The 23,321-nt window shown below is 50.7% G+C and carries 18 protein-coding genes and 1 pseudogene; 4 read left to right on the top strand and 15 right to left on the bottom strand.

Annotated elements, in window-relative coordinates:
- Positions 1-244: 244 nt before the first annotated feature.
- Positions 245-853 (bottom strand): DUF4230 domain-containing protein, encoded by a 609-nt coding sequence (locus tag HMPREF3168_RS01840; RefSeq protein ID WP_003618661.1) that lies wholly within the window; start codon positions 851-853, stop codon positions 245-247.
- A gap of 508 nt (positions 854-1,361) precedes the next feature.
- On the opposite strand from HMPREF3168_RS01840, the gene HMPREF3168_RS01835 reads away from it, so the two are divergent.
- Positions 1,362-2,102, top strand: coding sequence for an amino acid ABC transporter ATP-binding protein (locus tag HMPREF3168_RS01835; RefSeq protein WP_070488195.1), 741 nt, complete (start codon positions 1,362-1,364; stop codon positions 2,100-2,102).
- A gap of 24 nt (positions 2,103-2,126) precedes the next feature.
- Entirely contained in the window at positions 2,127-3,629 is a 1,503-nt protein-coding gene (locus HMPREF3168_RS01830) for an ABC transporter substrate-binding protein/permease (protein ID WP_070488193.1), read from the top strand.
- Between the two features lie 47 nt (positions 3,630-3,676).
- Here the strand turns inward: HMPREF3168_RS01830 and HMPREF3168_RS01825 are convergent, their stop codons facing one another.
- On the bottom strand, positions 3,677-4,531 hold the full coding sequence (locus HMPREF3168_RS01825; protein WP_003615387.1) for a LysR family transcriptional regulator: 855 nt from the start codon (positions 4,529-4,531) through the stop codon (positions 3,677-3,679).
- Positions 4,532-4,708: 177 nt separating this feature from the next.
- Here HMPREF3168_RS01825 and HMPREF3168_RS01820 point away from each other — a divergent pair, with 177 nt between their 5' ends.
- The gene (locus HMPREF3168_RS01820; RefSeq protein WP_070488191.1) at positions 4,709-6,967 is read left to right on the top strand and encodes an HAD-IC family P-type ATPase; all 2,259 of its coding nucleotides are present in this window, start codon (positions 4,709-4,711) and stop codon (positions 6,965-6,967) included.
- Between the two features lie 282 nt (positions 6,968-7,249).
- Here HMPREF3168_RS01820 and HMPREF3168_RS01815 read toward each other — a convergent pair whose 3' ends face one another.
- The 3 genes from HMPREF3168_RS01815 to HMPREF3168_RS01805 form a co-directional block, all read right to left on the bottom strand.
- Positions 7,250-8,383 carry an AI-2E family transporter gene (locus tag HMPREF3168_RS01815; protein ID WP_003613762.1) on the bottom strand — a complete coding sequence of 378 codons (1,134 nt, stop codon included), beginning with the start codon at positions 8,381-8,383 and terminating at the stop codon, positions 7,250-7,252.
- A 117-nt stretch (positions 8,384-8,500) separates the two neighbouring features.
- Positions 8,501-9,526, bottom strand: coding sequence for a branched-chain amino acid aminotransferase (locus tag HMPREF3168_RS01810; protein WP_070488189.1), 1,026 nt, complete (start codon positions 9,524-9,526; stop codon positions 8,501-8,503).
- A 202-nt stretch (positions 9,527-9,728) separates the two neighbouring features.
- A complete protein-coding gene (locus tag HMPREF3168_RS01805) occupies positions 9,729-10,616 on the bottom strand; it encodes a cation diffusion facilitator family transporter (RefSeq protein ID WP_003613792.1) in 888 nt (295 codons plus the stop codon).
- A 111-nt stretch (positions 10,617-10,727) separates the two neighbouring features.
- Between HMPREF3168_RS01805 and HMPREF3168_RS01800 the strand changes: the two genes are divergently transcribed.
- On the top strand, positions 10,728-11,039 hold the full coding sequence (locus HMPREF3168_RS01800; RefSeq protein WP_070488187.1) for an ArsR/SmtB family transcription factor: 312 nt from the start codon (positions 10,728-10,730) through the stop codon (positions 11,037-11,039).
- A 78-nt stretch (positions 11,040-11,117) separates the two neighbouring features.
- Here the strand turns inward: HMPREF3168_RS01800 and HMPREF3168_RS01795 are convergent, their stop codons facing one another.
- The 10 genes and pseudogenes from HMPREF3168_RS01795 to HMPREF3168_RS01750 all read right to left on the bottom strand — a co-directional run bounded on the left by HMPREF3168_RS01795 (position 11,118) and on the right by HMPREF3168_RS01750 (position 23,276).
- Positions 11,118-11,645 carry an adenine phosphoribosyltransferase gene (locus HMPREF3168_RS01795; protein WP_003613786.1) on the bottom strand — a complete coding sequence of 176 codons (528 nt, stop codon included), beginning with the start codon at positions 11,643-11,645 and terminating at the stop codon, positions 11,118-11,120.
- A complete protein-coding gene (recJ, locus tag HMPREF3168_RS01790) occupies positions 11,635-13,911 on the bottom strand; it encodes a single-stranded-DNA-specific exonuclease RecJ (protein ID WP_070488185.1) in 2,277 nt (758 codons plus the stop codon). The genes HMPREF3168_RS01795 and recJ overlap by 11 nt, the downstream gene beginning before the upstream one ends.
- A pseudogene (locus HMPREF3168_RS01785) lies at positions 13,908-14,617 on the bottom strand (class A sortase). Before HMPREF3168_RS01785 ends, recJ begins: the two are co-directional and overlap by 4 nt.
- A complete protein-coding gene (gene lepA / locus HMPREF3168_RS01780) occupies positions 14,598-16,436 on the bottom strand; it encodes a translation elongation factor 4 (RefSeq protein ID WP_003613756.1) in 1,839 nt (612 codons plus the stop codon). The pseudogene HMPREF3168_RS01785 and the gene lepA overlap by 20 nt, the downstream one beginning before the upstream one ends.
- A 121-nt stretch (positions 16,437-16,557) precedes the next feature.
- Positions 16,558-17,697 (bottom strand): molecular chaperone DnaJ, encoded by a 1,140-nt coding sequence (gene dnaJ, locus HMPREF3168_RS01775; protein WP_070488183.1) that lies wholly within the window; start codon positions 17,695-17,697, stop codon positions 16,558-16,560.
- 82 nt (positions 17,698-17,779) lie between these two features.
- The gene (gene dnaK / locus HMPREF3168_RS01770) at positions 17,780-19,624 is read right to left on the bottom strand and encodes a molecular chaperone DnaK (RefSeq protein ID WP_003613738.1); all 1,845 of its coding nucleotides are present in this window, start codon (positions 19,622-19,624) and stop codon (positions 17,780-17,782) included.
- 59 nt (positions 19,625-19,683) lie between these two features.
- Positions 19,684-20,301, bottom strand: coding sequence for a nucleotide exchange factor GrpE (gene grpE / locus HMPREF3168_RS01765; RefSeq protein WP_003613758.1), 618 nt, complete (start codon positions 20,299-20,301; stop codon positions 19,684-19,686).
- Positions 20,302-20,312: 11 nt separating this feature from the next.
- On the bottom strand, positions 20,313-21,356 hold the full coding sequence (gene hrcA / locus HMPREF3168_RS01760) for a heat-inducible transcriptional repressor HrcA (protein WP_003613789.1): 1,044 nt from the start codon (positions 21,354-21,356) through the stop codon (positions 20,313-20,315).
- Between the two features lie 136 nt (positions 21,357-21,492).
- Positions 21,493-22,434 (bottom strand): riboflavin biosynthesis protein RibF, encoded by a 942-nt coding sequence (gene ribF, locus HMPREF3168_RS01755; RefSeq protein WP_003613798.1) that lies wholly within the window; start codon positions 22,432-22,434, stop codon positions 21,493-21,495.
- Between the two features lie 113 nt (positions 22,435-22,547).
- Positions 22,548-23,276 carry a tyrosine-type recombinase/integrase gene (locus HMPREF3168_RS01750; RefSeq protein WP_246825667.1) on the bottom strand — a complete coding sequence of 243 codons (729 nt, stop codon included), beginning with the start codon at positions 23,274-23,276 and terminating at the stop codon, positions 22,548-22,550.
- Positions 23,277-23,321: the final 45 nt, after the last annotated feature.

Raw genomic sequence — 23,321 nt, 5'->3', positions numbered from 1 at the left:
TAGCTCAAGAAAGATCCGCATAAGCGGATCTTTTTTTGTACGCAAAATTCCCCTGGAGAATTGACATCTTTTCCCCTGCTCTTTATACTGGTTCAGACCAACTTGCCAGACGAGGCAGTTAAAAAGCGGGCAAAAGCTGTTTTTGCCAATAGGAGTATTATTTTGGCCGCGCTTTTAGCCCTGCTGGCCATTTGACAAAAAATAATACGCTCAGATCAGCTTGATTTGAGCGTATTTCTTTGCTTTATTCTTCCGTCTTGATGACCAGCTTGCGGCCATCCAGGGTCCCCTGGAGCAGCTGCCTGATCAGTTTCTTGGCATTTTTTTGCGACCGGGCCAAGAGGCCGGACTTTTTGGCCACGCCTGTTGCCTTCTTTAAGGCCGCCTGCTCAGCCTTGGTAATGTCTTCTTTTTGGTTCCAGTTAAAAAGAGCATAGCTCTGGTCATAGAACTTGATTGAGGACGGGTCGATCTTCTTGTCCAGCAGCTGGCTTTGCGGCAAAGTCACGGTCACCTGGTCTTGATTGACTTGGACCTTGATGTCCTTGACCTTGACCCCGGCTTTAAAGTTGGCCGTATAGACCATAGTGAAGCCCTTCTTGGTGATAAAAGGAATCTGCCCGTTAGATAGTTTGTAAATGCCAGTATAGGTGTACTGCTCAGTCGCCAGCTCCCCAATAGCCTTCAATTTAGCGGAAACCGTGGCCACCGTTACCTGCTCCCGGCTTTTCTTGGGCAGATGCTGGCCGATCATGATCCCGCCAGCCAGAAAGACCACGGCGATCAAGAGGGCAGCCAGCTTTTGGAGAAATCCGGTCCTTCTGCCAGACCCTTTATCTGTTCTTTTTTGCAAAAAAGTCCCTCCTTACGTGCCCCCTATCATAGCAAGGGCGGCTAGAAAAAACAATCAAGAAGCCAGTGATTTCTAAATATCTTAGCAATTTGCCCCCAAAAAGCTTCTTTTCTTAGCTTTATATGGATATCTGGCTATTTTACCTATTTTTACAATCTTTTTCATAAAAGTTGTCATTTTCCCTTGCATCAGCTTCCCTTTTACGCTAAAATTAAAAACCAATAAGAGATTTAATTTCAGATTTATCTTTACTTTTATTTTTAAAGGAGCAGATCATAATGAGGACGAGGACTTACCACCACCGAACATAGCACCATCCACGATGGTGACTGAAGCTGTTTCATTGCAAGGCGAGGACTGGCAATGAGAAGCTGTCATAGTCATAAGTCGCTCATTGGCTCCAGTATTTCAATTACTGTCAACTTGATCAATTTTAAGTACTCTTGCCCGGAACTTTGCCGCTTGTCAGCTCTTCATTGCTTGTGTCCTTTTAGACGAAGGATTAAACATGAACAAGATCATCGAAGTTAAGCATCTGAAGAAGAATTACGGCGACAAGGAAGTTCTCAAGGACATCAATGCCGTCATCGAAAAAGGAAAAGTCATCACGGTTATTGGTCCATCCGGTTCAGGCAAGAGTACTTTTTTGCGCTGTCTGAACCTGCTGGAAAAGCCAACCAGCGGCCAGGTCATTTTTGAAGGAACGGAACTGACCGACCTTAAAGAAGAAGAGCTGGACCAACTCCGGCAGAAGATGGGCATGGTCTTCCAAAGCTTCAACCTCTTCCCTAACATGTCCGTCATTGAAAACGTCAAGCTGGCGCCGATGAAGGTCAAAGGGATGAGCGACCAGGAGGCCGGCGACCTGGCCCATGAACTTTTAGCAAAAGTTGGCCTGGATGACTTTGCTGACCACTCCCCGGCCAGCCTGTCCGGCGGCCAGCAGCAGCGGGTTGCTATCTCCCGGGCTTTAGCCATGCAGCCGGACATGATGCTTTTTGACGAACCGACCAGTGCCTTAGACCCGGAAATGGTCGGGGAAGTCTTAAAGACCATGCAGGATTTAGCCCAAACTGGGATGACCATGGTTGTGGTCACCCACGAAATGGGCTTCGCGCGAAAAGTCGCTGATGAGGTCTGGTTCATGGCTGACGGTTATCTTTTGGAACAGGGCAGCCCAGACCAGGTCTTTGACCACCCGCAAAGTGACCGGGCCAAGGACTTTTTGGCAAAAATTTTGGAAGCCTAGCTAGCAAAGGAAGAATGAAGCAAGATGAAGAAACTTATTAAAATTATGACCGCCCTCCTCCTCTTGGCCGGGCTCTTTACCGCGGCAATTCCAGCAGTTGATGCCGCCAGCAGCAAGAAAATGGCCAGCAGCACGGTCATGAAGAAGATCAAGAAGTCCGGCAAATTAGTTGTCGGCATGTCCGCTGACTACCCGCCATTGGAATTTACCAAGAACGTCAACGGCAGAAACAAGTATGTCGGCGTCGATGTTGAACTGGCCAAGCAGATCGCCAAGGACCTGGGAGTCAAGCTGGAAATCAAGAACATGGACTTTGACTCCCTCCTGGTTGCCCTGGAAACTGGCAAGATCGACGTGATCATTTCCGGGATGACCCCAACGGCCGAACGGAAAAAGAGCATTGACTTCTCCAAGATCTACTACGCTGAAAAGTCCGACTACTTTGTCATCAGCAAGACCAACAAGGCCAAGTATACCAGCACCGCCTCCTTTAAAGGCAAGACGGTTGGTGCCCAAACCGGTTCGCTTCAGTACACTTCCTTGAAGAAAAACGCTGCTAAGAGCGGGATCAAGGTCAAGGGGCTGGCAAAGATCAGCAACCTGCTCATGGCGCTTAAGTCCAGTAAGGTTGACGCTGTTTTATTAGGTGAACTGAACGCAAAGACTTACGTCACTAACGACACTTCCCTGTCTTTGGTCAAGTCCAGCCTCAGCCAGGCTCAGATGGGCAACGCTGTTGGGGTGGCCAAGGGGCAAGGCGACCTGGTCAAGGCCATCAACAAGACCATCAACAATTGCCAAAAGCAGGACCTGTTTAACAAGAAGTACATCCCGGCCGCTGCCAAGGCCATGAAGCAGGCCTCAAGCAAGACCAACAACTCCATGAGCAAGTACGCCAGCTACTTCGCGACTGGCCTGGGCTACACCATGATTATTACGATTTGCTCCATCACGATTGGTTTAGTCCTGGGTGTCATCTTCGCCTTGATGCGTCTGTCTAAGAACAAGCTTTTGCACGCCATTGCCGTTTGCTACATTGAGTTCCTCCGGGGCACTCCGCAGATGGTTCAGATTATGTTTGTCTACTTCGGGGTCGGGATGCTGATCAAAAATATGCCGGCCCTGGCCGCCGGGATCATCGCCATCGGTCTTAACTCCGGGGCTTACGTGGCTGAAGACATCCGGTCCGGGATCAATTCCGTGGCCAAGGGGCAAACGGAAGCTGCCCGGTCCCTGGGCCTCAGCCAGGCCAAGACCTACCGCTACGTAGTATTCCCGCAAGCCTTGAAGAATATCTGGCCAGCCCTGGGCAATGAATTCATTACCTTGACCAAGGACAGCTCCCTGGTCTCCGTCATCGGGGTCGGGGAATTGATGTACGAGACCGGCCTGGTCCAAACCGCGACCTACCGCGGGGTCATGCCGCTTTTTATCACCATGTGCATCTACTTCGTGGTCACCTTTATTTTGACCCGTCTGCTCAACTACTTTGAACGGCGGATGAACCTGACTTCAAGCCGGGCATAAAGACAAACAATAGAAAGAAACTGGAAACCTAGATTGGCTTCCAGTTTTTATTTTGCATATAGGGCAATAATTTGCCGCATTAAGGGGGTAACCACCCGGTCTTTGCGCCAGACCAGCTGCAGGCGGGTCCGCCACTTAGCCGAGTCGATTGGGTAGATGTGGCCTTTGGCATAAGTTTTGGCGATTGATTCCGGCACCAGGGCAATCCCCAGGCCAGAGTCGCTCCAGCGGATAGCGGTTCTGGAATCATCGCACTTAACCACAAAATTTGGGGTGAGACCTTTTTCCGCGAAGGCTTCCTTGAACATGTCCTCAAAGCGCCGGTAGATGACCAGGGGCTGGCCGGCCAGGGCCTGCAGCCCTACTTTTTCCTTGCCAGGGAAAAAGTCCTGGCAGGTAACTGCGGTCATCGGCTCATCGCTGATGTCGACAAAGTTCAAGTTGACCCGGTTGTAGGGGGTGCGGACGATGGCCAGGTCCAGCAGGTTGCCCTGCAGCTTGTCCAGGATGCCGAAAGTGTTGTCTTCGTAGATGTCAAAGGAGACGCCGGGATGCTGGCGGGCAAAAGCCGTCAATTTGGCGGAAGGAAGCTCGCCGATTGAAGAAGAGACGGAACCTAATTTAACCCTTCCCCGCCCGCCCCGGTCCAGCTCCGTAATTTCGGTTTGGACGTTTTTGGCTAAGGTCAAAATCTGACCAGCATAATCCCGCAGCTTTTTTCCAGCCTCGGTCAGTTCAATTCCATAAGGCTGACGGATAAAGAGCTTAGCCCCTAGCTCCTCTTCTAATTGCTTTAATTGGTAGCTGAGGGCTGGCTGTCCGACAAAGAGCCGCTTGGCGGCTGAAGTAATCTGCCCTTCCTCGGCTACGACCAGAAAGTAATTGAGCTGCTTGAAATTCATTTTCTTCCCTCTCTTTTTAATGATCTTTGAGCTTAGTAGATATCAACTCTTTAGATATCTAACATCATAAATCAGTATTTTATTTATATCAACCTGGGGGCTACAATGAACAGTGAGAAAAATAACTTCTAAATGTAACACGTCACGACTGAAGAATAATTATAAGGAGATCTTTGCATGAAAGTAAAAGGCTTGACGCAGGCTGAAGCTGACCTGCGCTTAAAAAAAGACGGACTCAACCAGGTGCCGGAGCCGGAATTCAGCTTCTGGAAGGAATTTGCCGGCAAGCTTTGGAATCTCAGTGCCTGGATTCTGGAGGCGGCACTCCTCCTGGAATGTGCCCTAGGCAAGTGGATCCAGTCCCTCTTCGTTTTGCTTATGCTGCTCTTTGCCGCCTACAACGGGGCCACGCAGAAGAAGAAGTCCCGCAAGGTCCTGAGTTCAATTTCCCAGCAGCTGACCCCGGTTGTCGCTGTTTTAAGAGATGACCGCTGGCAAAAAATTGACTCCAAATACCTGGTAGTCGGCGATATCGTCAACCTGCAAAAAGGGGATATTTTGGCCGCCGACATTGACCTTTTGGACGGGAACTTGACCTTAGATGAATCCTCAATCACCGGGGAAGCCAAAAATGTCCATAAAAAAGCCGGAGCAACAGCTTTTGCGGGCACGACCGTCATGGACGGCGAGGCTCTAGGCAGAGTCAGCGCGACCGGGACCAATTCAAGAAGCGGGCAGACCATCAACTTGATCAACAGGTCCGCGGCACCTGGCCACCTGCAGCAGCTTTTGACCAAGATCATCTACTACCTCTGCCTCTTAGACGGGGTTTTGACCGTCATCCTCTTGATCGCGGCCGTAATCCGGGGTGAAAATATCTTGGAAATGCTGCCCTTCCTGGCCATGATGTTTATCGCTTCTATTCCAGTAGCTATGCCGTCAACTTTTGCCCTCTCCAATTCCTTTGAGGCCACCCGCCTGTCTAAAGAAGGAGTTTTGACCAGTGACTTAACCGGGATTCAAGACGCGGCCAACCTGAACCTGCTCTTACTGGACAAGACCGGGACCATTACTGAAAACAAGACGGCTGTCGCCTCTTTTGCTAATTTTTCAAAGCTCTCAGATGAAGAAGTCCTAGCCTTGACCAGCCTGGCCATCGACCAGCGCAACCAAAGCGTGATCGACCTGGCCTTAATGGACTTTCTGCAAGAGAAAAAGATACCAGTTAAAGAAGCAGAAGCCTTTACCCCCTTCACTTCCAGCCAGGGCTATTCTGAAGGCCGAGGAGAAGGCCACGACGTTAAGCTGGGTTCAGTCAAGCAGTTCAGTAAGATTGATCCGGCTATTTCTGAACAAATGGCAGCTGTCGACCTCAGTCTGGGCCGGTCAGTCGGGATTTTGCTCGACGACCGTTTGGCGGGTATTTTTATCACTAAAGACAAGGTCAGAGCTGATTCAAAAGCCGCCCTGGCCGAACTGGTCAAGCGGGGAATCAAGCCAGTCATGCTGACCGGGGACAACCAGAAAACCGCGGCCAGCGTGGCTGAAGAAGTCGGCTTGACTGGCAAGGTCATCTCGATCAGCGACTTTAAAGAGGGGGTAAAGGCGGAAGACCTGGCCGGGATCGCCGACGTTTTGCCGGAAGACAAGCTGGATATGGTCAAGTACTTCCAAAAGGCTGGCTATATCGTCGGCATGACCGGGGACGGGGTTAACGACTCCCCTGCCCTCAAGCAGGCCGAAGTCGGCATAGCTGTATCAAATGCCGCTGACGTGGCAAAAAAGAGCAGCAAGATGGTTCTTTTGGATGAGGGCCTTAGCCCTATCGTCAAGATCTTGGATGCCGGCCACCGGGTTTACCAGCGGATGAGGACCTGGTCTTTGACCAAACTAGCCAGAACGGCTGAACTGACCATGCTCTTGACCTTCTCTTATCTTATTTTCGGCTACCTGCCGATGGCCTTAAATGCCATGGTCATCTACACGATCATGAACAACATGGTCACCATGATGATCGGAACCGACAAGACTCACATCACTTACAAGCCGGAGAACTGGGACATGGGCAAGCTGGCTAAAATTGCCTTCTCCTTGGCCGGAGCCTGGACAATCATCGGTTTTGCCTTCGTCTCTGCCTTAACAAAGGCCGGAGTAAATCATGATCAAGTTGGGACCATGGTCTACGTCTTCTTAGTTATGAGCGCCATGATGATCGTCTTGATCACCCGGACCAAGCGCTTCTTCTGGCAGTCTGCCCCATCTAAGCCGGTAGCCAGTGTCCAGATCGCCGATATCCTTTTGACCTGCCTTTTAGCACTTTTGGGCATCGCCATGCCGGCCATCGGGATTAAGGAGCTCTTGACCCCTTTGGCCGTAGCCTTCCTGGCCGCCATTTTGATCGACCTGGTCTACCAGCCGGTCATGAAGAACAAGTAACAAATAAATGTGTGTTTGGCTATTTTTTGCCAATTAGCTTTACAGGGAAAGAAGAATTTAATGCGCAAGAGAATTTTTAGAATCATCATGAGTCTGGCAATTCTGTTGCTGGTCATCTTATCCGGCATGCTGGCCTGAAAAAAGTTCAGCTGGCTAATGGCCAGTAAGACAAACTATATCATCTACTAAATGCTTTATACTTATTACTGTTTAATCTGACAAAAAGGACTCGCTTTTGCGAGTCCTTTTACTTAGTTCTTATATCTACTTTCTGCTTACTGCTTACTCTTCACTTGCCTCTTTGCTCTTTTCCAGCTGCTTTTGCCGGTAGGCAATCAAGCGCTCGAATTCCGTTTTCAGCAAGGCCCCTATCGGGACGGCAATCAGCATCCCCACAAAGCCGCCCATGGCCCCGCCGGCAATCACGCAGGCGATAACGTACAGGGGGTGGATGTGAATGGCTGAAGACAAAAGCTTAGGATTAAGAATATTGCCATCAATCGCCTGGATCAAGAGGAGAATAATCATCCCCACGATCAAAGCTGTCATATTCTGGCTGAGGGTGCAGGCTAAGATAACCATCCCATAGCCTAAAATCGGACCAAAGTATGGGATTAGGTTACCCAGCCCGGTTACCAAGCCGATCAAAAGGCCATATGGGACCTTGGCAATCAGCATGGCCAGGCTAACTAAAAGGCCAACGATAAAAGCATCGATAATTTGCCCTCTGATGTAGCCGGAGAAGGCCCGGTCGGCGTCTGCTAAGAAGAGCTTGATTCCCTTGATCACCTTTTTGTTTAAGAGGGTGCCCAGGTTTCTCTTCCAGTATGCCGCGATCCGCTGGCCATCGTAGAGGAAGTAGATGGCAAAAATCACCCCGAAGAAGAAGTCGCTCAAAAAGCCAGTTACCCGGCCGACCCCCTTTTGCATATAAGAGACCAGGCCGCTGGTCGACCAGCCCTGCTTTTGCAGGTAGGCTAAGATTTCGTTGATAAAGCTGCTGTACTGGGCTTTCAGTTGGTCATAGAGGCTTTCTAAGCTGCCCAGGCTGAAATGGCTCAGCTGCTTGGAGAAGGTCACGAAAACCGCTGTCGCGGCCAGTAAAATAACCAGCAAGAGCAAGAGCAGGGTCAAGGCCACTGCGGCTGACCGGCTGGCCGTCGCCACTGCCCCCCGGCTGCTGCCCTTGGAAAACTTCCGGTCAAAGAAGTTGGTCAAAGGCAGCAAGAGATAGGTTAAAACTAAGCCGTAAGTCAAAGGCTGGGCAATTGCTGCCAGAATCTTGCCTACCCGGACCCAGAAGCCAGTTGACTCATAGGCTAAAAGCAGGATGAAGAGACCGGCAAAGACCGTGCCCAGACAGTAGAGGGCAATCTTAAAATACTTCTGATCAATGTGGTTCCAAAATTTGTTCATCATACACCTCGCTAGTTTGACTAGCTTTTATTATAACAGTTTCCGGCCCTGGCCAAAGCAATAAAAAATAGCAGTTGCGAAAACTGCTATTTTTTATCTTCTTCTCGATTATGATTTTTACATCACGTGGTGGATCCAGCCTTCTGGGGCTTCGACTTCCCCGTTTTGGATGCCAGTCAAAGTGTTGTAAAGTTCTTCCATGAACTTGCCTGGCTTGTCCATGCCTGATGGCAGGTCGATGACCTGGTCGCCATTGACGATGCGGCCAACTGGTGACAATACGGCAGCCGTGCCGACCAAAGCACATTCCTTGAAGGATGGAACTTCGTCGAAGCGGACTTGTCTTTCTTCAACCGTCAAGTTGAGGTAGTGTTCAGCCAAGTATACAATGGAGCGTCTAGTGATTGATGGCAAAATTGAATTTGACTTAGGAACGACCAAGTGGTTGTTTTGGTCGATGAAGATAATGTTTGAGCCACCCGTTTCTTCAATGTAAGTTTGGGTAGCTGGGTCCAGGTACATATTTTCAGCAAAACCTGCCTGGTGGGCAGCGACAGTCGCCTTCAAACTCATGGCATAGTTCAAAGCGGCCTTAACGTTGCCAGTCCCGCGAGGTGCAGCCCGGTCATATTGGGCAACCTGAACGGCAACTGGAGTAGCCCCGCCCTTGTAGTATGGGCCAACTGGAGTTGCAAAGATTCTGAACATGTAGTCAGTTGCCGGAGCAACGCCGATGATTGGTGTAGTGCCGATTTCGTATGGACGCAGGTAAAGAGTCGCGCCTGAACCGTATGGCGGTACCCAGTCAACATTGCCCTTGACTACTTGGTCGATTGCTTCAACGAACTTGTCCTTTGGATAAGGCTGCATTTCGATCCGCTTAGCGGAGTTGTACATCCGTTCCGCGTTCTGGTCTGGCCTAAAGACAACAACAGAGCCGTCCTTCCAGGTGTAGGCCTTCATCCCTTCAAAAACTTGCTGGGCGTATTGCAGGGTTTCAGCACATTCATTCAATACGACATTAGGGTCGTCGGTCAGCTTGCCGCCTTCCCAGGCACCGCCGTGGAAATAGTCCACGTAGCGCTTGTCGGTTTGATGATAGCCAAAGCCGATATTTGCCCAATCGAGATCTTTTTTTGCCATGATATTACCTCCTAAAAATTCAATCACTAGTTTTTATAGTTGTAACTATAATACTCTTTCTGAAGGTTCGCAAGGCCTTTTTAAAATCATTTTCATTTTCTTGCTATTTTTTGCTAACTTTAATTCTTCTAAGGCCTAAGCCTTGCGAAGACAAGCCTTTTGACCCTAATTTTCTCTTTTTTTGAAGTTAGCTAATCTTTTCTTAATTTTCCTTGTTGGTTGACAAAAGGTCCTCGTCCAGGCCCCGGCTGCATTCTGCCTGCAGGGTAACGTGGTTGATGGCAAACTTTTCCTTCAGACAAGCAGCAATCTCTTCATCAAGCTCTTCAATCCGCTTGGCGGTTAAACCGGAGTCAACCACAATGTGGGCGTCCAGCATGATGGTGTCATCACTGTAGCGCCAGACATGCAGGTGGTGGAGCTGTCTTACCTCCTTAAAGGCCAAACCAGCCTCTTCAATGGCTTCCAGGTCTAGGTCGGGGTTAGCTTCCATCAAGACGTTAGCTGAGTCCCTGGTGACTTCAAAAGCCTCTTTCAAGAGGAAAATTGCCGCGGCCATAGTTAAGACCGGGTCCACCAGGGTCCAGTTTTGGTAGTAAATCAAGAGTGACCCCACCACGACAGCCACGCTGGACAAGGTGTCCGACATCATATTCAAAAAGAGGGCCCGGGCATTCAAATTCTCCTTGCTCCCCTTGCCCAGGATCAGCATGGAGATCAAGTTGCCGGCCAGGCCGATCAAGGAGACGATGAACATGACGCCCCCTTCAATCGGTTCAGGCTTGCTGAAACGCTTAATGGCTGAAATAAAGAGATAGATGCTGATGGCCAGCAAGAAGAGGCCGTTGGTGTAGGCAGCCAGGGTTTCGGCCCGCTTGTAGCCAAAGGTCTTGTGCTGGTCCTTGCTTCTTTTGGCGATCAAATTAGCCGCAAAGGCAACCACGATGGAAACAACGTCACTCAAGTTATGCAAAGCATCTGACAAGAGGGCCAGGGAACCGGAGATAATCCCGCCGGCAATTTCCGCGGCAGTAATGATGACATTGAAGACAGTCACCCACAAATACCTTTTTGATGCTTGGTCTTTCATGATTTTTACCTGCGCAATCTTTTATATATCGTTTTTGGTATATTTACTCTTGCATACACTATATTACAAAAATGATATATAATCAAGGGGGAAACTGGAAAGGAGACCCGCATGACACACGAAGAACTGATCGACCAGGCGGCCCGCCTTTTCAAGGTCTTGGGTAACAGCCTGCGGATCCATATTCTCTTTTACCTGAGAAAACACGGCGAAAGCCCGGTTTCGGCAATCGTCGGCCACCTGGGTGTCTCTCAGCCGGTAATTTCCAAGCAGCTCGGTATTTTGAAAAAATACGATTTCGTGCAGAAACGCAAAGCAGGCACTTTTGTCTACTATTCAATCAACGACCAGGACATCGTGCAGATCATCGACGCGATGACCGAGCACCTGGACCACCTGGACCACCTGGACCGGCTGCAATAGTTTTACTTTTATTTTTAATACAAACAAAAACGGCTTCTACCTTCCGGTAAAGCCGCTTTTTCTGTCTTGCTCTTAAAATTAAGCGCCGTTGTATTTAACCAGGGAGAAGATGTCCACGTCCGGGAACTTTTCTCTGCCCTTAAGGTCGGTCAGTTCAATGTAAAAGGCTGCCCCGACAACCTTCCCGCCCAGGCGTTCAATCAATTCCTTAGTGGCGTGCAGGGTGCCGGCCGTAGCCATCAAGTCGTCGCAGATGACTACTCTTTGGCCAGGCTTGATCGCGTCCTTGTGCATTTCCAGGACGTTTGACCCGTATTCCAGGTCGTAAGCCGCAGCTTCTACTTCCCGTGGCAGCTTGTGGGGCTTACGGGCTGGCACGAAGCCGATACCCAGTTCGATTGCTACCGGAGTCCCGACCAGGAAGCCCCGGGCTTCCGGCCCGACGATCACGTCAGCTTGCCGGCTCTTGGCGTATTCAGCAATTTCGTGAGTAGCTGCCGCGAAGGCTTCACCGTCTTGCAGGATCGGGGTAATGTCCCGGAAGATGATTCCTTCATTCGGGAAGTCCTTGACGCTGGCAATGTACTTCTTAAAATCAATTGACATTTTGTAATCCTCCATTTGCTAGACCACTGGCATAGCGAATTAATTCATTCGAAGAGATTGTTCGTAATTTGTTAACGAAGGCATATTCTGCTTTCACTGACCGGTAATAGGCTGAATCGTCCAAAGACTTCTTTGTCGGACTCGGCTTAGGGAGCAATCTGTCCTCTTCCATTTTAACAAAATCAAGGGTAAAAAACACCCTCAAAATAAACATGATGCTGTCCGGATCCATCCCCAGCTGGCCGGCAGCCTGCATGTAATCATTCGGTTTTAGTCCCGGGTGGGCTAAAAAGTACTGCCAGACCAGGCCGAAGTTGCCCCGGCTGGGCAGGGTCTCCCCTGGCAGCTGGTCCAACTGAAAGCGCAGGTAGAGCTGGCGGTAAGGCTTGGCCAGGACAAAGTTCAGCTGGGCCTCATTGGCCGGCACGTCAAGAACTGACACGACCTGCTGGCTGAGGTCTTCATTGTCCTTGGCCAGAGAAATCTGCTCTTTAGTTATGCCAAAATGATTCATGGCCTGGCTGAGATTTTTCTCATCAAATAAGAAATACTTGTCCGCAAAACCCAGCAAATTCTCCTGCCCGCGAAAGTCCACAATCCGGGCGGATGGCGCGTACAAGGACTGGCCGTAATGCAGGTCAACAATCCGGAACTGGACATTGGTTTTGCCTTTAAAAGTGTTAGAAGCAAGCTTAACCAACATCTGCTGCAAATAAGGCAGGACAGTTTGGTTTAAGCCGTGGTCAAAGTCCACCGCCCTGACCGGGCCCACCATGAAGCTGCAGCCCTTCCGCATAGGGCGGAAGTTAGAGATCTGCGGCTTGTCAAGCAAAAAGACCGGCTGGGGGTTGTCCGTGCCAAAAGGCCCGGCCTGGGCCAGGTCATAAACGCTGGTCAAATCAACATCTAATGGACTGATCGTGCCATCATATTCCTGGACCTTTTCCGGAGCCTTCTCCCCCGCCTTATAGCTTTGGTTAAAGTCGCGCCTGAGCTGGTTCAGATTTTCCTCAGTCGTCGACAGGCCGCAGGCAAAGTCGTGGCCGCCAAACTGGGTGATGGACTTGCCTTCAAAAGGCTTCAAGGCATTGAACAAGTTGAAGCCCTGGCTGGACCGGCCAGACCCCTTGACCAGGCCGGCCTCGTTTTTCGTCAGCATCAAGGTTGGCTTGTGGTATTTTTCCACGATCTTGTTGGCGACTAAGCCCATGACCCCTTCATGCCAGGCCGGGTCATACAGGGTCAATGTCGCTTCTTTCTGGTAGCCCCGGCTCTTAATTTGAGCCTCAGCCGCCTGCATGGTCGCTTGGGTCAGGTCTTTTCGCTCATTGTTCAGCTTTTCAATCTGATCGGCTAATTCCTGGGCCTCGCCCGGGCTTTCCGCCAAAAGCAGCCTTACGGCCAGGCTGGCATCAGCCAGGCGGCCGCAGGCGTTTAAACGGGGAGCGATGCTAAAGCCGACGTCTTCTTCATCAATCATCCCCGGGGTAAGGCCGGCATTGCGGATAAGAGCCTCCAGGCCCGGCCGGGAGCTTTCATTCAGCATCTCCAAGCCCCGCTTAACGATAACGTGCCCTTCACCGGAAACTTTGACCATGTCCCCAATGGTCCCGATCATGGCCAGTTCCAAAAATTCGCTGGCCGTGTCTTCTAAGACTGCCCGGGCAATAGTATAAGCTACCCCGGCCCCGCAATAGTCGTCAAAAGGATAAGCCTGGCCTGGGTAGTTGCAGTGCACCAGGGCATAAGCGTCGGGCTTTTCCTCCTTGAAGGTGTGGTGGTCGGTAACGATCACGTCCACGCCGTGAGACTGCGCATATGCCACTTCTTCAATCCCGGTTACCCCATTGTCAACGGTGATGATCAATTTCGTCCCGTCTGCCACAATATCCTTGTAGCGGTCTAAACTTGGCCCATAGCCGTCCTTGAAGCGGTCAGGAATGAAGTAATGAACATCAGCCCCCATGATGGTCAGTATTTCCGTCATGATGGCCGTGGCGGTGATCCCGTCAGCGTCATAGTCCCCGTAAATAGTGATCTTTTCGCCCTCGTCCAGGGCCTGGTTGATCCGGCCGACTGCCTTGTCCATGTCATGCATCAAAAAGGGATCAGCCAGGTCATTTTCACTGGCGTGGAGCCAATAGTCGATTTTTTCCTCGTTGTCAATTCCCCGCAAAGAAAACAACTTAGCCGTTAATGGGCTAAGTTGAAATTCCTCAACCAGGTCACTGGCCAAAGGAGCAGCTGTTCTTTCTTGCCATTTCATCGAAGTTTAAACATCTCCAAATTCTGCTTGCTTGCCGGCTTGACCGCGGTCAGCTTCCCTCTTAAAGACCAGCGGTTTACCCCGCCATCGGCACAGGTGATCAAGGTCACGATCTCCTTCTTGGTGTTGGCAACCAGCCAAACGGCGCTAGGGTCAACCACCTTCTTGTAGTAGATCTTGTATGCATAGACGCATAGACCTTCTTTAAATCAGTCAAATAGACCATGCTGCCCAGCTTGACCCTTTCAAGGGGTGAAAAAAGGGCCCACTGGTCGGTCATGTAGTGGCCGGCCAAAGGGTAGTTCCCCTTGCCCATCTTCTGGTCAGCCCGCATGGTGCCGCCCCCTGTTGACAGAGCCGCGTCTGAGAGGCCCTGCATAACTGGCAGGTAGAGCTTGACGCTGGGGATGGAAATTGCCCCAATTGCGCCAGCTGTGTTCTTGACCCGGCTGCGGGTGGTCTGGGCAAAGTCAATTGACTTGACCTTCTTGAAGTCATACATCCCCTTCTTTTTCTGGTTCTGCACGACCTGGTCCCGGGTCAGGCCCTTTAAAGCCGCGTTCTGGTTCTGCTTGACCAAAAACGCGCTGATCTGCTGGTTAAAGACCAAAGCCAGGCCCAGCAAAAAGAGGATTACGGCAACTAGGCGCAGAATAATCCGGCGGACTGGGTGGCCTTTTGTATTTTTACTTGCCTTTGATGTCATCGTCATTCATCCGTAATACTGCCATAAAGGCGTCCTGCGGGACTTCCACCCGGCCAACTGACTTCATCCGCTTCTTGCCCCGCTTCTGCTTCTCCAGAAGCTTGGACCGCCGGTCCGGGTCACCGGTGTGGATCTTCCAGGTAACGTCTTTTCGGTAAGGCTTGATCGTAGCCCGGGAAATGATCTTGGACCCGATTGCTCCTTGGATGTCGACTTGGAAGTTTTGCCGCGGGATCAGCTTCTTCAACAGGCTGCACATTTGGACAGCCCGGTCCCGGGCTTCTTCGCGGTGGGCGATGAAGCTCAAGGCATCGATCGGTTCCTTGTTCAAGAGAATGTCGATCTTGACCAGGTTGGTGGCCTTATAGCCGATGATTTCATAGTCCAAAGAAGCATAGCCCTTGGTTGAAGACTTGAGCTGGTCAAAGAAATCGTAAATGATTTCTGCCAGGGGCATTTCGTAGATCACGTTGACCCGGTACTTGTCCAGGTAGTCCATGGTCTGGAACTCGCCCCGCTTGCCTTCACACAGCTGCATTACAGCACCGACGAAGTCGTTTGGCGCCATGATTTCCGCCTTGACGTAAGGCTCTTGCAATTCCTTGTATTCACCGGCATCCGGCAGGTCAGCCGGGTTGTCGATCAGCTTGACCTCCCCAGTCGGCATGATGGCGTGGTAGTCAACTGACGGCGCGGTCATGATGAGGTCCACGTCAAATTCCTGCTCCAAGCGCTCTTGCACGACGTCCATGTGCAAAAGGCCCAAAAATCCGCAGCGGAAACCAAAGCCCAGGGCCTGGGAAGTTTCCGGCTCAAATTCCAGAGACGCATCGTTAAGCTGTAATTTCTGTAGGGCTTCCTTCAAGTCGTCATAGTCCCGGTTGTCGGTTGGATACATACCAGAGTAGACCATTGGCGGAATCTGCCGGTAGCCTGGCAAAGCTTCTGCCGTCGGGTTTTCAGCGCTGGTGATGGTATCCCCGACCCGGGTTTCCCGGACAGACTTGATGTTGGCAGTAATATAGCCAACGTCCCCGGCAATCAAGATATCTTCTTTAACCGGGTGGGGGCTGGAAACGCCGACTTCGGTTACTTCATACTTTTTGCCGGTGTTCATGATCATGATTTCGTCGCCTGGCTTAACCATGCCTTCTTCAATTCTGACTGACATGACCACCCCCCGGTAGTCATCATACTTGGAGTCAAAGATCAAGGCCTTGAGGGGCTTGGTCAAGTCCCCGGTCGGCGCTGGGATGTCGGTCACGATTCTTTCCAAAAGTTCCGGAATCCCTGCCCCGGTCTTGCCGGAAACTTCCACGGCGTCGCTGGCGTCTAAGCCCAGCATGTCGCCGATTTCGCTCTTAGCCATGTCCGGGTCGGCGCTTGGCAGGTCGATCTTGTTTAAAACAGGCAGGATTTCCAGGTCGTTTTCCAAAGCCAGGTAAGTGTTGGACAGGGTCTGGGCCTGGACACCCTGGGAGGCGTCAACGACCAGGACAGCCCCTTCACAGGCAGCCAGGGACCGGGAAACTTCATAGGAGAAGTCGACGTGGCCGGGGGTGTCGATCAAGTGGAAAATGTAGTCTTCCCCGTCATTGGCGTGGTACTTGACCTGCACCGAGTTCATCTTGATGGTGATCCCCCGCTGCCGTTCAAGGGGCATGTCATCCAGCATTTGATTTTTCAGCTGCCGCTTGGAAACCGTGTCCGTCAGTTCCAGAATCCGGTCGGCAATCGTTGATTTGCCGTGGTCAACGTGGGCCACGATTGAAAAATTGCGGATGTGCTTTTGGTAGTCTTTTAATTTTTCTAAGTCCATATATTTTCTCGCATCCTTACTAAAGTACTAAACAATTATACCCGAAAACAAAGCATTTGTCTTTTCCCAGTCATCAAAAAAGGCAGTCCTTGCAGACTGCCTCCTTAATTTGCTTAAAAATTTAGCTCAGCTTCTCCTTCAAGCGTTCAAAGAAGCCTTTTTCCTGCGGGGCAATGGAGCCACCGCTGGCCTTGACGAATTCCAGCAGGGCCTTGCGCTGGGCCTCGTTGATGGACTTCGGAATCACGATCTCAACCGTGGTTACCTGGTCACCAGTGCTGCCGCCGCGCAGGCTCGGAACACCCTTTTCCTTTAAAGTAAACTTCTGGTTTGGCTGGGTGCCGGCCGGAATCTTCAGTTTCGTGTCGCCGTAAACTGTCTTGACGTTGATCTCGTCACCCAAGGTTGCCTGGGCAAAGGAAATCGGCACGGTCGTGTAGATGGTCTGGCCACGTCTGGTGAAGTCCTTGCTTGGCCGCACCCGGAAGACGATGTACAGGTCCCCGTATGGGCCACCGTTCTTGCCGGCTTCGCCTTGGCCGGCCAGGCGGATCTGCTGGCCGTTGTCGATGCCGGCTGGCACCTTAACCTGCAGGGTCTGCTTCTGGGTCTTGACCCCCTTGCCGTGGCAATTCTGGCATGGATGCTGGATGATGACCCCGCTGCCCGCGCACTTGTCACAGGTCGTCTGCCGCTGGATCATGCCCAAAACGCTTCTTTGCGTAATGGTCATCATGCCGCTGCCCCCGCACTTGTCGCAGGTGATCGGGTGGGTGCCCTTTTCAGCCCCGGAACCCTTGCAGACTTCACAGGTGGTTGACCGGCTGTAGCTGATTTCACTGGTCTTGCCCTTGATGGCATCCATAAAGTCGATCGTCATGGTGTAGTCCAGGTCAGCCCCCCGCTGCGGAGCGGTCGGGTCTACCTGCTGGCGGGCGCCGCCGCCAAAGAAGCTGTTAAAGATGTCACCAAAGTCACCAAAATCAGCTCCGCCAAAGCCCTGGCCCCCATACTGGCCGCCAAAGCCGCCCTGGCCGTTCATGCCAGCCTGGCCAAATTGGTCATACTGCTGCCGCTTTTGCGGGTCATGAAGCACTTCGTAAGCTTCGTTGACTTCCTTGTACTTTTCTTCTGCCCCTGCTTCGTGGTTTAAGTCCGGGTGATACTTCTTGGCCAACTTCCGGTAGGCCTTGCTGATTTCTGCGTCACTGGCATCCCGGCTCACGCCTAAGACGTCATAATAGTCACGGTTTGCTGCCATCTGTTTATTATTGCTCCTTTTACTAACAAAAGAAAAGAACTACATCAAGCAGTTCTTCTCCTTTTGTTTAATTATAGTCGCTTTACTTGTCTGGGTCTACTTTGGTGAAGTCGCCGTCAACCGTGTCGCCGTTTGCGCCATTTGAACCATCGTCAGTTGGGCCTGCTTGACCGCCTTGACCTTGCTGGTTTTGGGCGTTTTGCTGGTAGAGCTTGACAGCCAGGTCTTGGGCAACCTTGCTCAAAGCGTCCTTCTTTTCCTTCATTTCGTCCAGGTTGTTGTCCTTTTGGGCCTTCTTCAAGTCTTCCAGGGCATCCTTAACTGGTTGAACGTCGCTGTCTGCGAGCTTGCCGTCAACTTCCTTCAAAGTCTTTTCGGTTTGGAAGATCAAGCCGTCAACTTCGTTTCTGAGGTCAACTTCTTCCTTCTTCTTGGCGTCTTCGTCAGCGTGTTCTTCAGCTTCCTTCTTCATTCTTTCGATTTCTTCGTCTGACAGGCCGGAAGCTGATTGGATGGTGATCTTTTGTTCCTTGCCAGTCCCCATGTCCTTGGCTGAAACGTTAACGATACCGTTCTTGTCGATGTCGAAGGTAACTTGGATTTGTGGCACGCCACGTGGAGCAGCTGGAATGTCAGTCAGTTCGAAGCGGCCCAAAGTCTTGTTGTCAGCTGCCATTGGCCGTTCACCTTGCAAAACGTGGATGTCAACAGCTGGTTGGTTGTCAGCGGCAGTTGAGAAGATTTGGCTCTTGGAAGTTGGGATGGTGGTGTTTCTGTCGATCAGCTTGGTGAAGACCCCGCCCATGGTTTCGATACCCAGGGAAAGCGGAGTAACGTCAAGCAAAACGATGTCCTTAACGTCACCGGAGATAACCCCGCCTTGGATTGCGGCACCCAAAGCAACGGCTTCGTCTGGGTTGATTGAGTGGTCTGGTTCCTTGCCGGCCCATTGCTTTACAGCTTCTTGAACTGCTGGAATCCGGGTTGAACCACCGTTCAAGATAACCTTGTCGATGTCGCCAACTGACAGGCCAGCGTCACGCAGGGCGTTGTCAAATGGGATCTTGGTTCTTTGCACTAAGTCGTCAGTCAGTTCGTTGAACTTAGCCCGGGTAAGGTCTGCTTCCAAGTGCAGAGGACCTGCTTCACCAGCAGAGATGAATGGAAGGGAGATGTGGGTTGAAGATACGCCTGACAAGTCCTTCTTGGCCTTTTCAGCCGCATCCTTCAAACGTTGCATTGCCATCTTGTCCTTGGACAAGTCAACGCCGTTTTCTTGCTTGAAGCCATCAACCAGCCAGTCGATGATCTTGTTGTCAAAGTCGTCCCCACCCAGGTGAGTGTCACCGTTGGTTGACAGAACTTGGAAGACGCCGTCACCTAATTGCAGGACGGAAACGTCGAAAGTACCACCACCAAGGTCGTAAACCAGAACAGTTTCGTCGTCTTCATCCTTGTCCAAGCCGTAGGCCAGGGCTGAAGCAGTTGGTTCGTTGATGATCCGTTGCACGTTCAAGCCCGCGATCTTGCCGGCGTCCTTGGTTGCTTGCCGTTGCGCGTCGTTGAAGTAGGCTGGAACAGTGATAACCGCGTCAGTAACTGGTTCACCAAGGTAGTCTTCTGAGAACTTCTTGATGTATTGCAGGATCATGGCTGAAATTTCCTGCGGGGTGTAAGCCTTGTCGCCAACCTTAACCTTGTAGTCACTTTCGCCCATGTGCCGCTTGATGGAAACAATGGTGTTCGGGTTGGTGATGGCTTGCCGCTTGGCAACTTCACCGACTTGAATTTCGCCGTCTTTGAAGGCAACTACTGAAGGGGTAGTTCTAGCGCCTTCCGGGTTGGTAATAATCTTTGGTTCCTTGCCTTCCAAAACCGCAACTGCTGAGTTGGTGGTACCTAAGTCAATCCCAATAACTTTAGACATTGTCTTTTTATCTCCTTTGCTTTATTTTTGCTTGTTTATTGCTTTGTTAAAAAATTGCCTTACTGGGCAACGACAACCATGGCTGGCCGCAGGGTCCGGTCCTTGTAGACGTAACCCTTTTGCAGGACCTGTACGACATGGCCTTTTTGATCATCATTTTCAGCCGGTACGCTTTGGACCGCCTGGTGCAATGTCGGATCAAACTTTTCGCCGTCAGCCTTAATTTCTTCAATGCCGTTGTCCTTCAAGGCTCTGACCAGGCCTTCCAGGGTCATTTCGATCCCCTTCTTCAGCTGACTGGAAGCCTCGTCGTCGGCCTTGACCTGCAGAGCCCTTTCCAAGTTGTCCACGCTGGCCAGGATATCCTTGCCCAGACGCTGGGACTCGTACTTGACCAGGTTGGCTCTTTCCTTGCTGTAGCGGCGCTGGGCGTTTTGAATCTCAGCTTCGCTGCGCAAGTACTTGTCTTCCAGGTCCTTGTTCTTCTGGGTCAAAGCGGCAACTTCAGCCTTGAGCTGGTCCAGTTCTGCATCAGCTGGCTTGGCTGCTTCTTCTTTGTTGTCTTTTGCCTTTTTGTCTTCTTTTACGCCGGCCTTGTCAGCTTCAGCTGACTTGGCTTGCTTTTCCTGGTCTTCTTGCGGCAAATCTTTCTCACTTGGAAATTCTTCTTTGCTCACGACAAACCTCCTTATTTAAATCTGCCATAGTAATCTAACAACTTGCGGGCCAGTTCCTGGCGGAAGTATTCCATCAATCCGATCATTTCCGAGTAAGGCATGTTTCTCGGCCCCAGCAGGGCGATCGTCCCCCGCCCGTAGTGGCCAACGCTATATTCAGCCGTTACCAGGCTGAAATCCTTCAGCAGGTCGTTCTCTAGTTCCGCTCCTAAGCGGACATGGACAGGGTAATGGCTGGGACTGTCGCTGAGATCGATCAGTTCTCCAGCCAGAGAGCTGGAATTGATCAGTTCATATAGCGACTTGATGGCTTTTAAATCGCTGTTTTCAGTATTGTTGAGCAGGTTCAGCTGACCGTCAACATACATCTGCTCGCTTGCCGCGTCCTTAATGACGGCTTCCAGCAATTCCAGAAATTCCGGGGCATTCTTGCCCACGATCTGGCTGCTGGACAGCTGCTCAAAGGTCTGCTTGTTGATTTCGCTTAAATTCTTGCCAACCAGCTGGTCATTGATCAAGCGGACCGCCTGTTCAATTTCATCCCCTGAGATGTGCCGCGGCAAGGTGTAGAGCTGGTTCTTGACGCTGCCATCGCTGGTTACCAGAATAGCCATGACCTGCCGGGGAGCCAGGGGCACGATTCTGAAGCCAGTGATGCTGACATTCTTGGCTTCCGGCCCTTCTGCAAAGGCCGTGTAGTCAGTCAAGTCTGACAGGATCCTGGCGGCTTCCTTGACGATTTCGTCCACTTGGTTGAACGGCTGGTCAAACTGGTAGCCAATTTGATTGTACATTTCTTCCGGCAGCTGCAGCGGCTGCACCAAATTGTCCAGGTAATAGCGATAGCCCTCAGTCGATGGCACCCGGCCACTGGAGGAGTGGGTCTTTTCAATCAAGCCATGCTCTTCCAGAACCGCCATCTCGTTGCGGATTGTCGCGCTGGACACTTTAATCGCCAATTGATTCATGACTGTCTTTGAGCCAACCGGCTCATGCGTCTTGGTAAAGTCTTGAATAATTGTCTTTAGAATAAGTTCTTGACGTTCGGTCAACATAACATCGCCCTCGCTTTTAGCACTCACAACTTTCATGTGCTAACATGGCATAGATTAACAAGAAATTAGCAGTTAGTCAAGGAGAATGCTAAAAAAATCCCGCAAAAAAACGGTCTCGCTTAAAAGACCGTTCTTATTACTGCTCAATCAGTGAACTAAAATAGTTTTCACTAGCGACTTGGTCCAGCTTCAGCTGCTCGCTTAAAGCCGCCATATCGGCAAACTTTTCTTCCCCGCGCAAGTATTTGTACCAGGCGATGGTGATTTGCTGGCCGTAAATGTCCTGGTCAAAATCAAAGATGTTAGATTCGATGTAAATCTTCTTCTCATCATTGAAAGTGACATTGTAGCCGACACTGGTCATTGACTGGTGCCAGCTGTCCCCTACTTGGGTCATGGTCGCGTAGACTCCGATTTTCGGCAAAACTTTTGGCCAGGCCAGCTCCAAATTCGCGGTTGGGAAGCCCAGCTTGTGGCCGTTTCTGAAGCCGTGGACGACCTTGCCACTGGTCAAATACGGGTGGCCCAGAAGTTCCGTGGCCAAGCGGAGATTGCCGCTTTTAACAGCCTGGCGGATTTCAGTTGAACCGATTTTTTTCCCGGCAAAGATCTGCTTTGGAACCACCTTGATGTCAAAGCGGCCCTTGGCAAAGGCCGGCAGATTTTCCATATTGGCCACGTCCTTTGGGCCGTAGCTGTAGTCAAAGCCGGCTACCACCGTGTCTGCTTTCAGGCCCATGATGATCTCATCAACGAAGGCCTGGGGAGCCAGGTGGCTGAACCCCGGCGTAAACTTGAGAATCACCAGGTAGTCGACCCCGATCTTGGACATTTCGTAGGCCTTTTCCTCCGGTGTGTTCAAGTATTCAAAGTCCTTAACTCCGGCATAGACCTCCTTGGGGTGGCGGTCAAAGGTCAGCACCATCAATGGTAGATCCTTCTCAACTGCAATTATCCTGGCTTCCTTGATCAACTTCTGGTGGCCGATATGAACTCCATCAAAAAAGCCCAGGGCCAGAACAACCTTGCCAGCCGTCAGCTCTTTCTTGAACGGATAGCTTAGATTTATCACTTTCAAACTTAATCCCTCAATTACTCATTACTTAATTACATAATATCACAGAATAGCGCAATACCGCCATTCAGCAAGCTAACATAAAAATATTGCACCTAATATTGCACCAAAAGCACCTAAGCCCGCATGAATTTGGCTAGTTGTTGAACACTTTCTTCCTTTCTATCATTGGTTACATGAGTGTAAATCTCCATAGTGGTTGAAATGCTTGAATGTCCTAATCGTTCTTTAACATCTTGCATAGTCAAACCAGCTTCAAAACATAAACTTGCGTGTGTATGTCTGAACCCATGCAAACTAATTGCCCTTAGTCCCTTGTTTTCAGCGATTTTTTTGTTCCAGCCTTTAATTGTGCCATTGCTTAGGTGCCCCCCGTGTTCGCTAGCAAAAACAAGGTTATTGCGGGGCTTGCCAAAATAGATGATTCGCCTTGCATGTTCAGCCCGCCATTGTCTAAGAATGGTCATCGTTACATCATCCAGCAAGACCGCTCTATTGCTATTCGTCGTTTTTGGGCTCCCTACCGTCGCTTGTCCGTACTTGTCCAGCGTTAACGTTTTATTTATGGAAACTGATTGGCTTGCAAAATCAACATCCGACCATTCCAAAGCGATCAGTTCCCCGATCCGCATTCCGGAGAAGGCCAGCAGGCGGAATAAAGTATATTTCATCATTCCAGCATCCCTGGCACCGTTCAAGAGTGTTTCCAGCTCATCTTTAGTATAGAAGTTGTCTTTCTTCCTTTTGGCTGGCTTTTTTGGCACGATAACACGATCAAAAGGATTGCTATCTATTAGGCCGACCTTGAAAGCATATTTAAGGACTTTTGAAGTCCAAACTATCATTCTATCAAAGCTTTTAGGACACTGTCAATTCTTTTGTGTAAATAA

This window comes from Lactobacillus sp. HMSC08B12 (assembly GCF_001808415.1).
GTDB classification, from domain to species: domain Bacteria; phylum Bacillota; class Bacilli; order Lactobacillales; family Lactobacillaceae; genus Lactobacillus; species Lactobacillus delbrueckii.
This window is presented reverse-complemented; position numbering and strand designations above follow the sequence as displayed.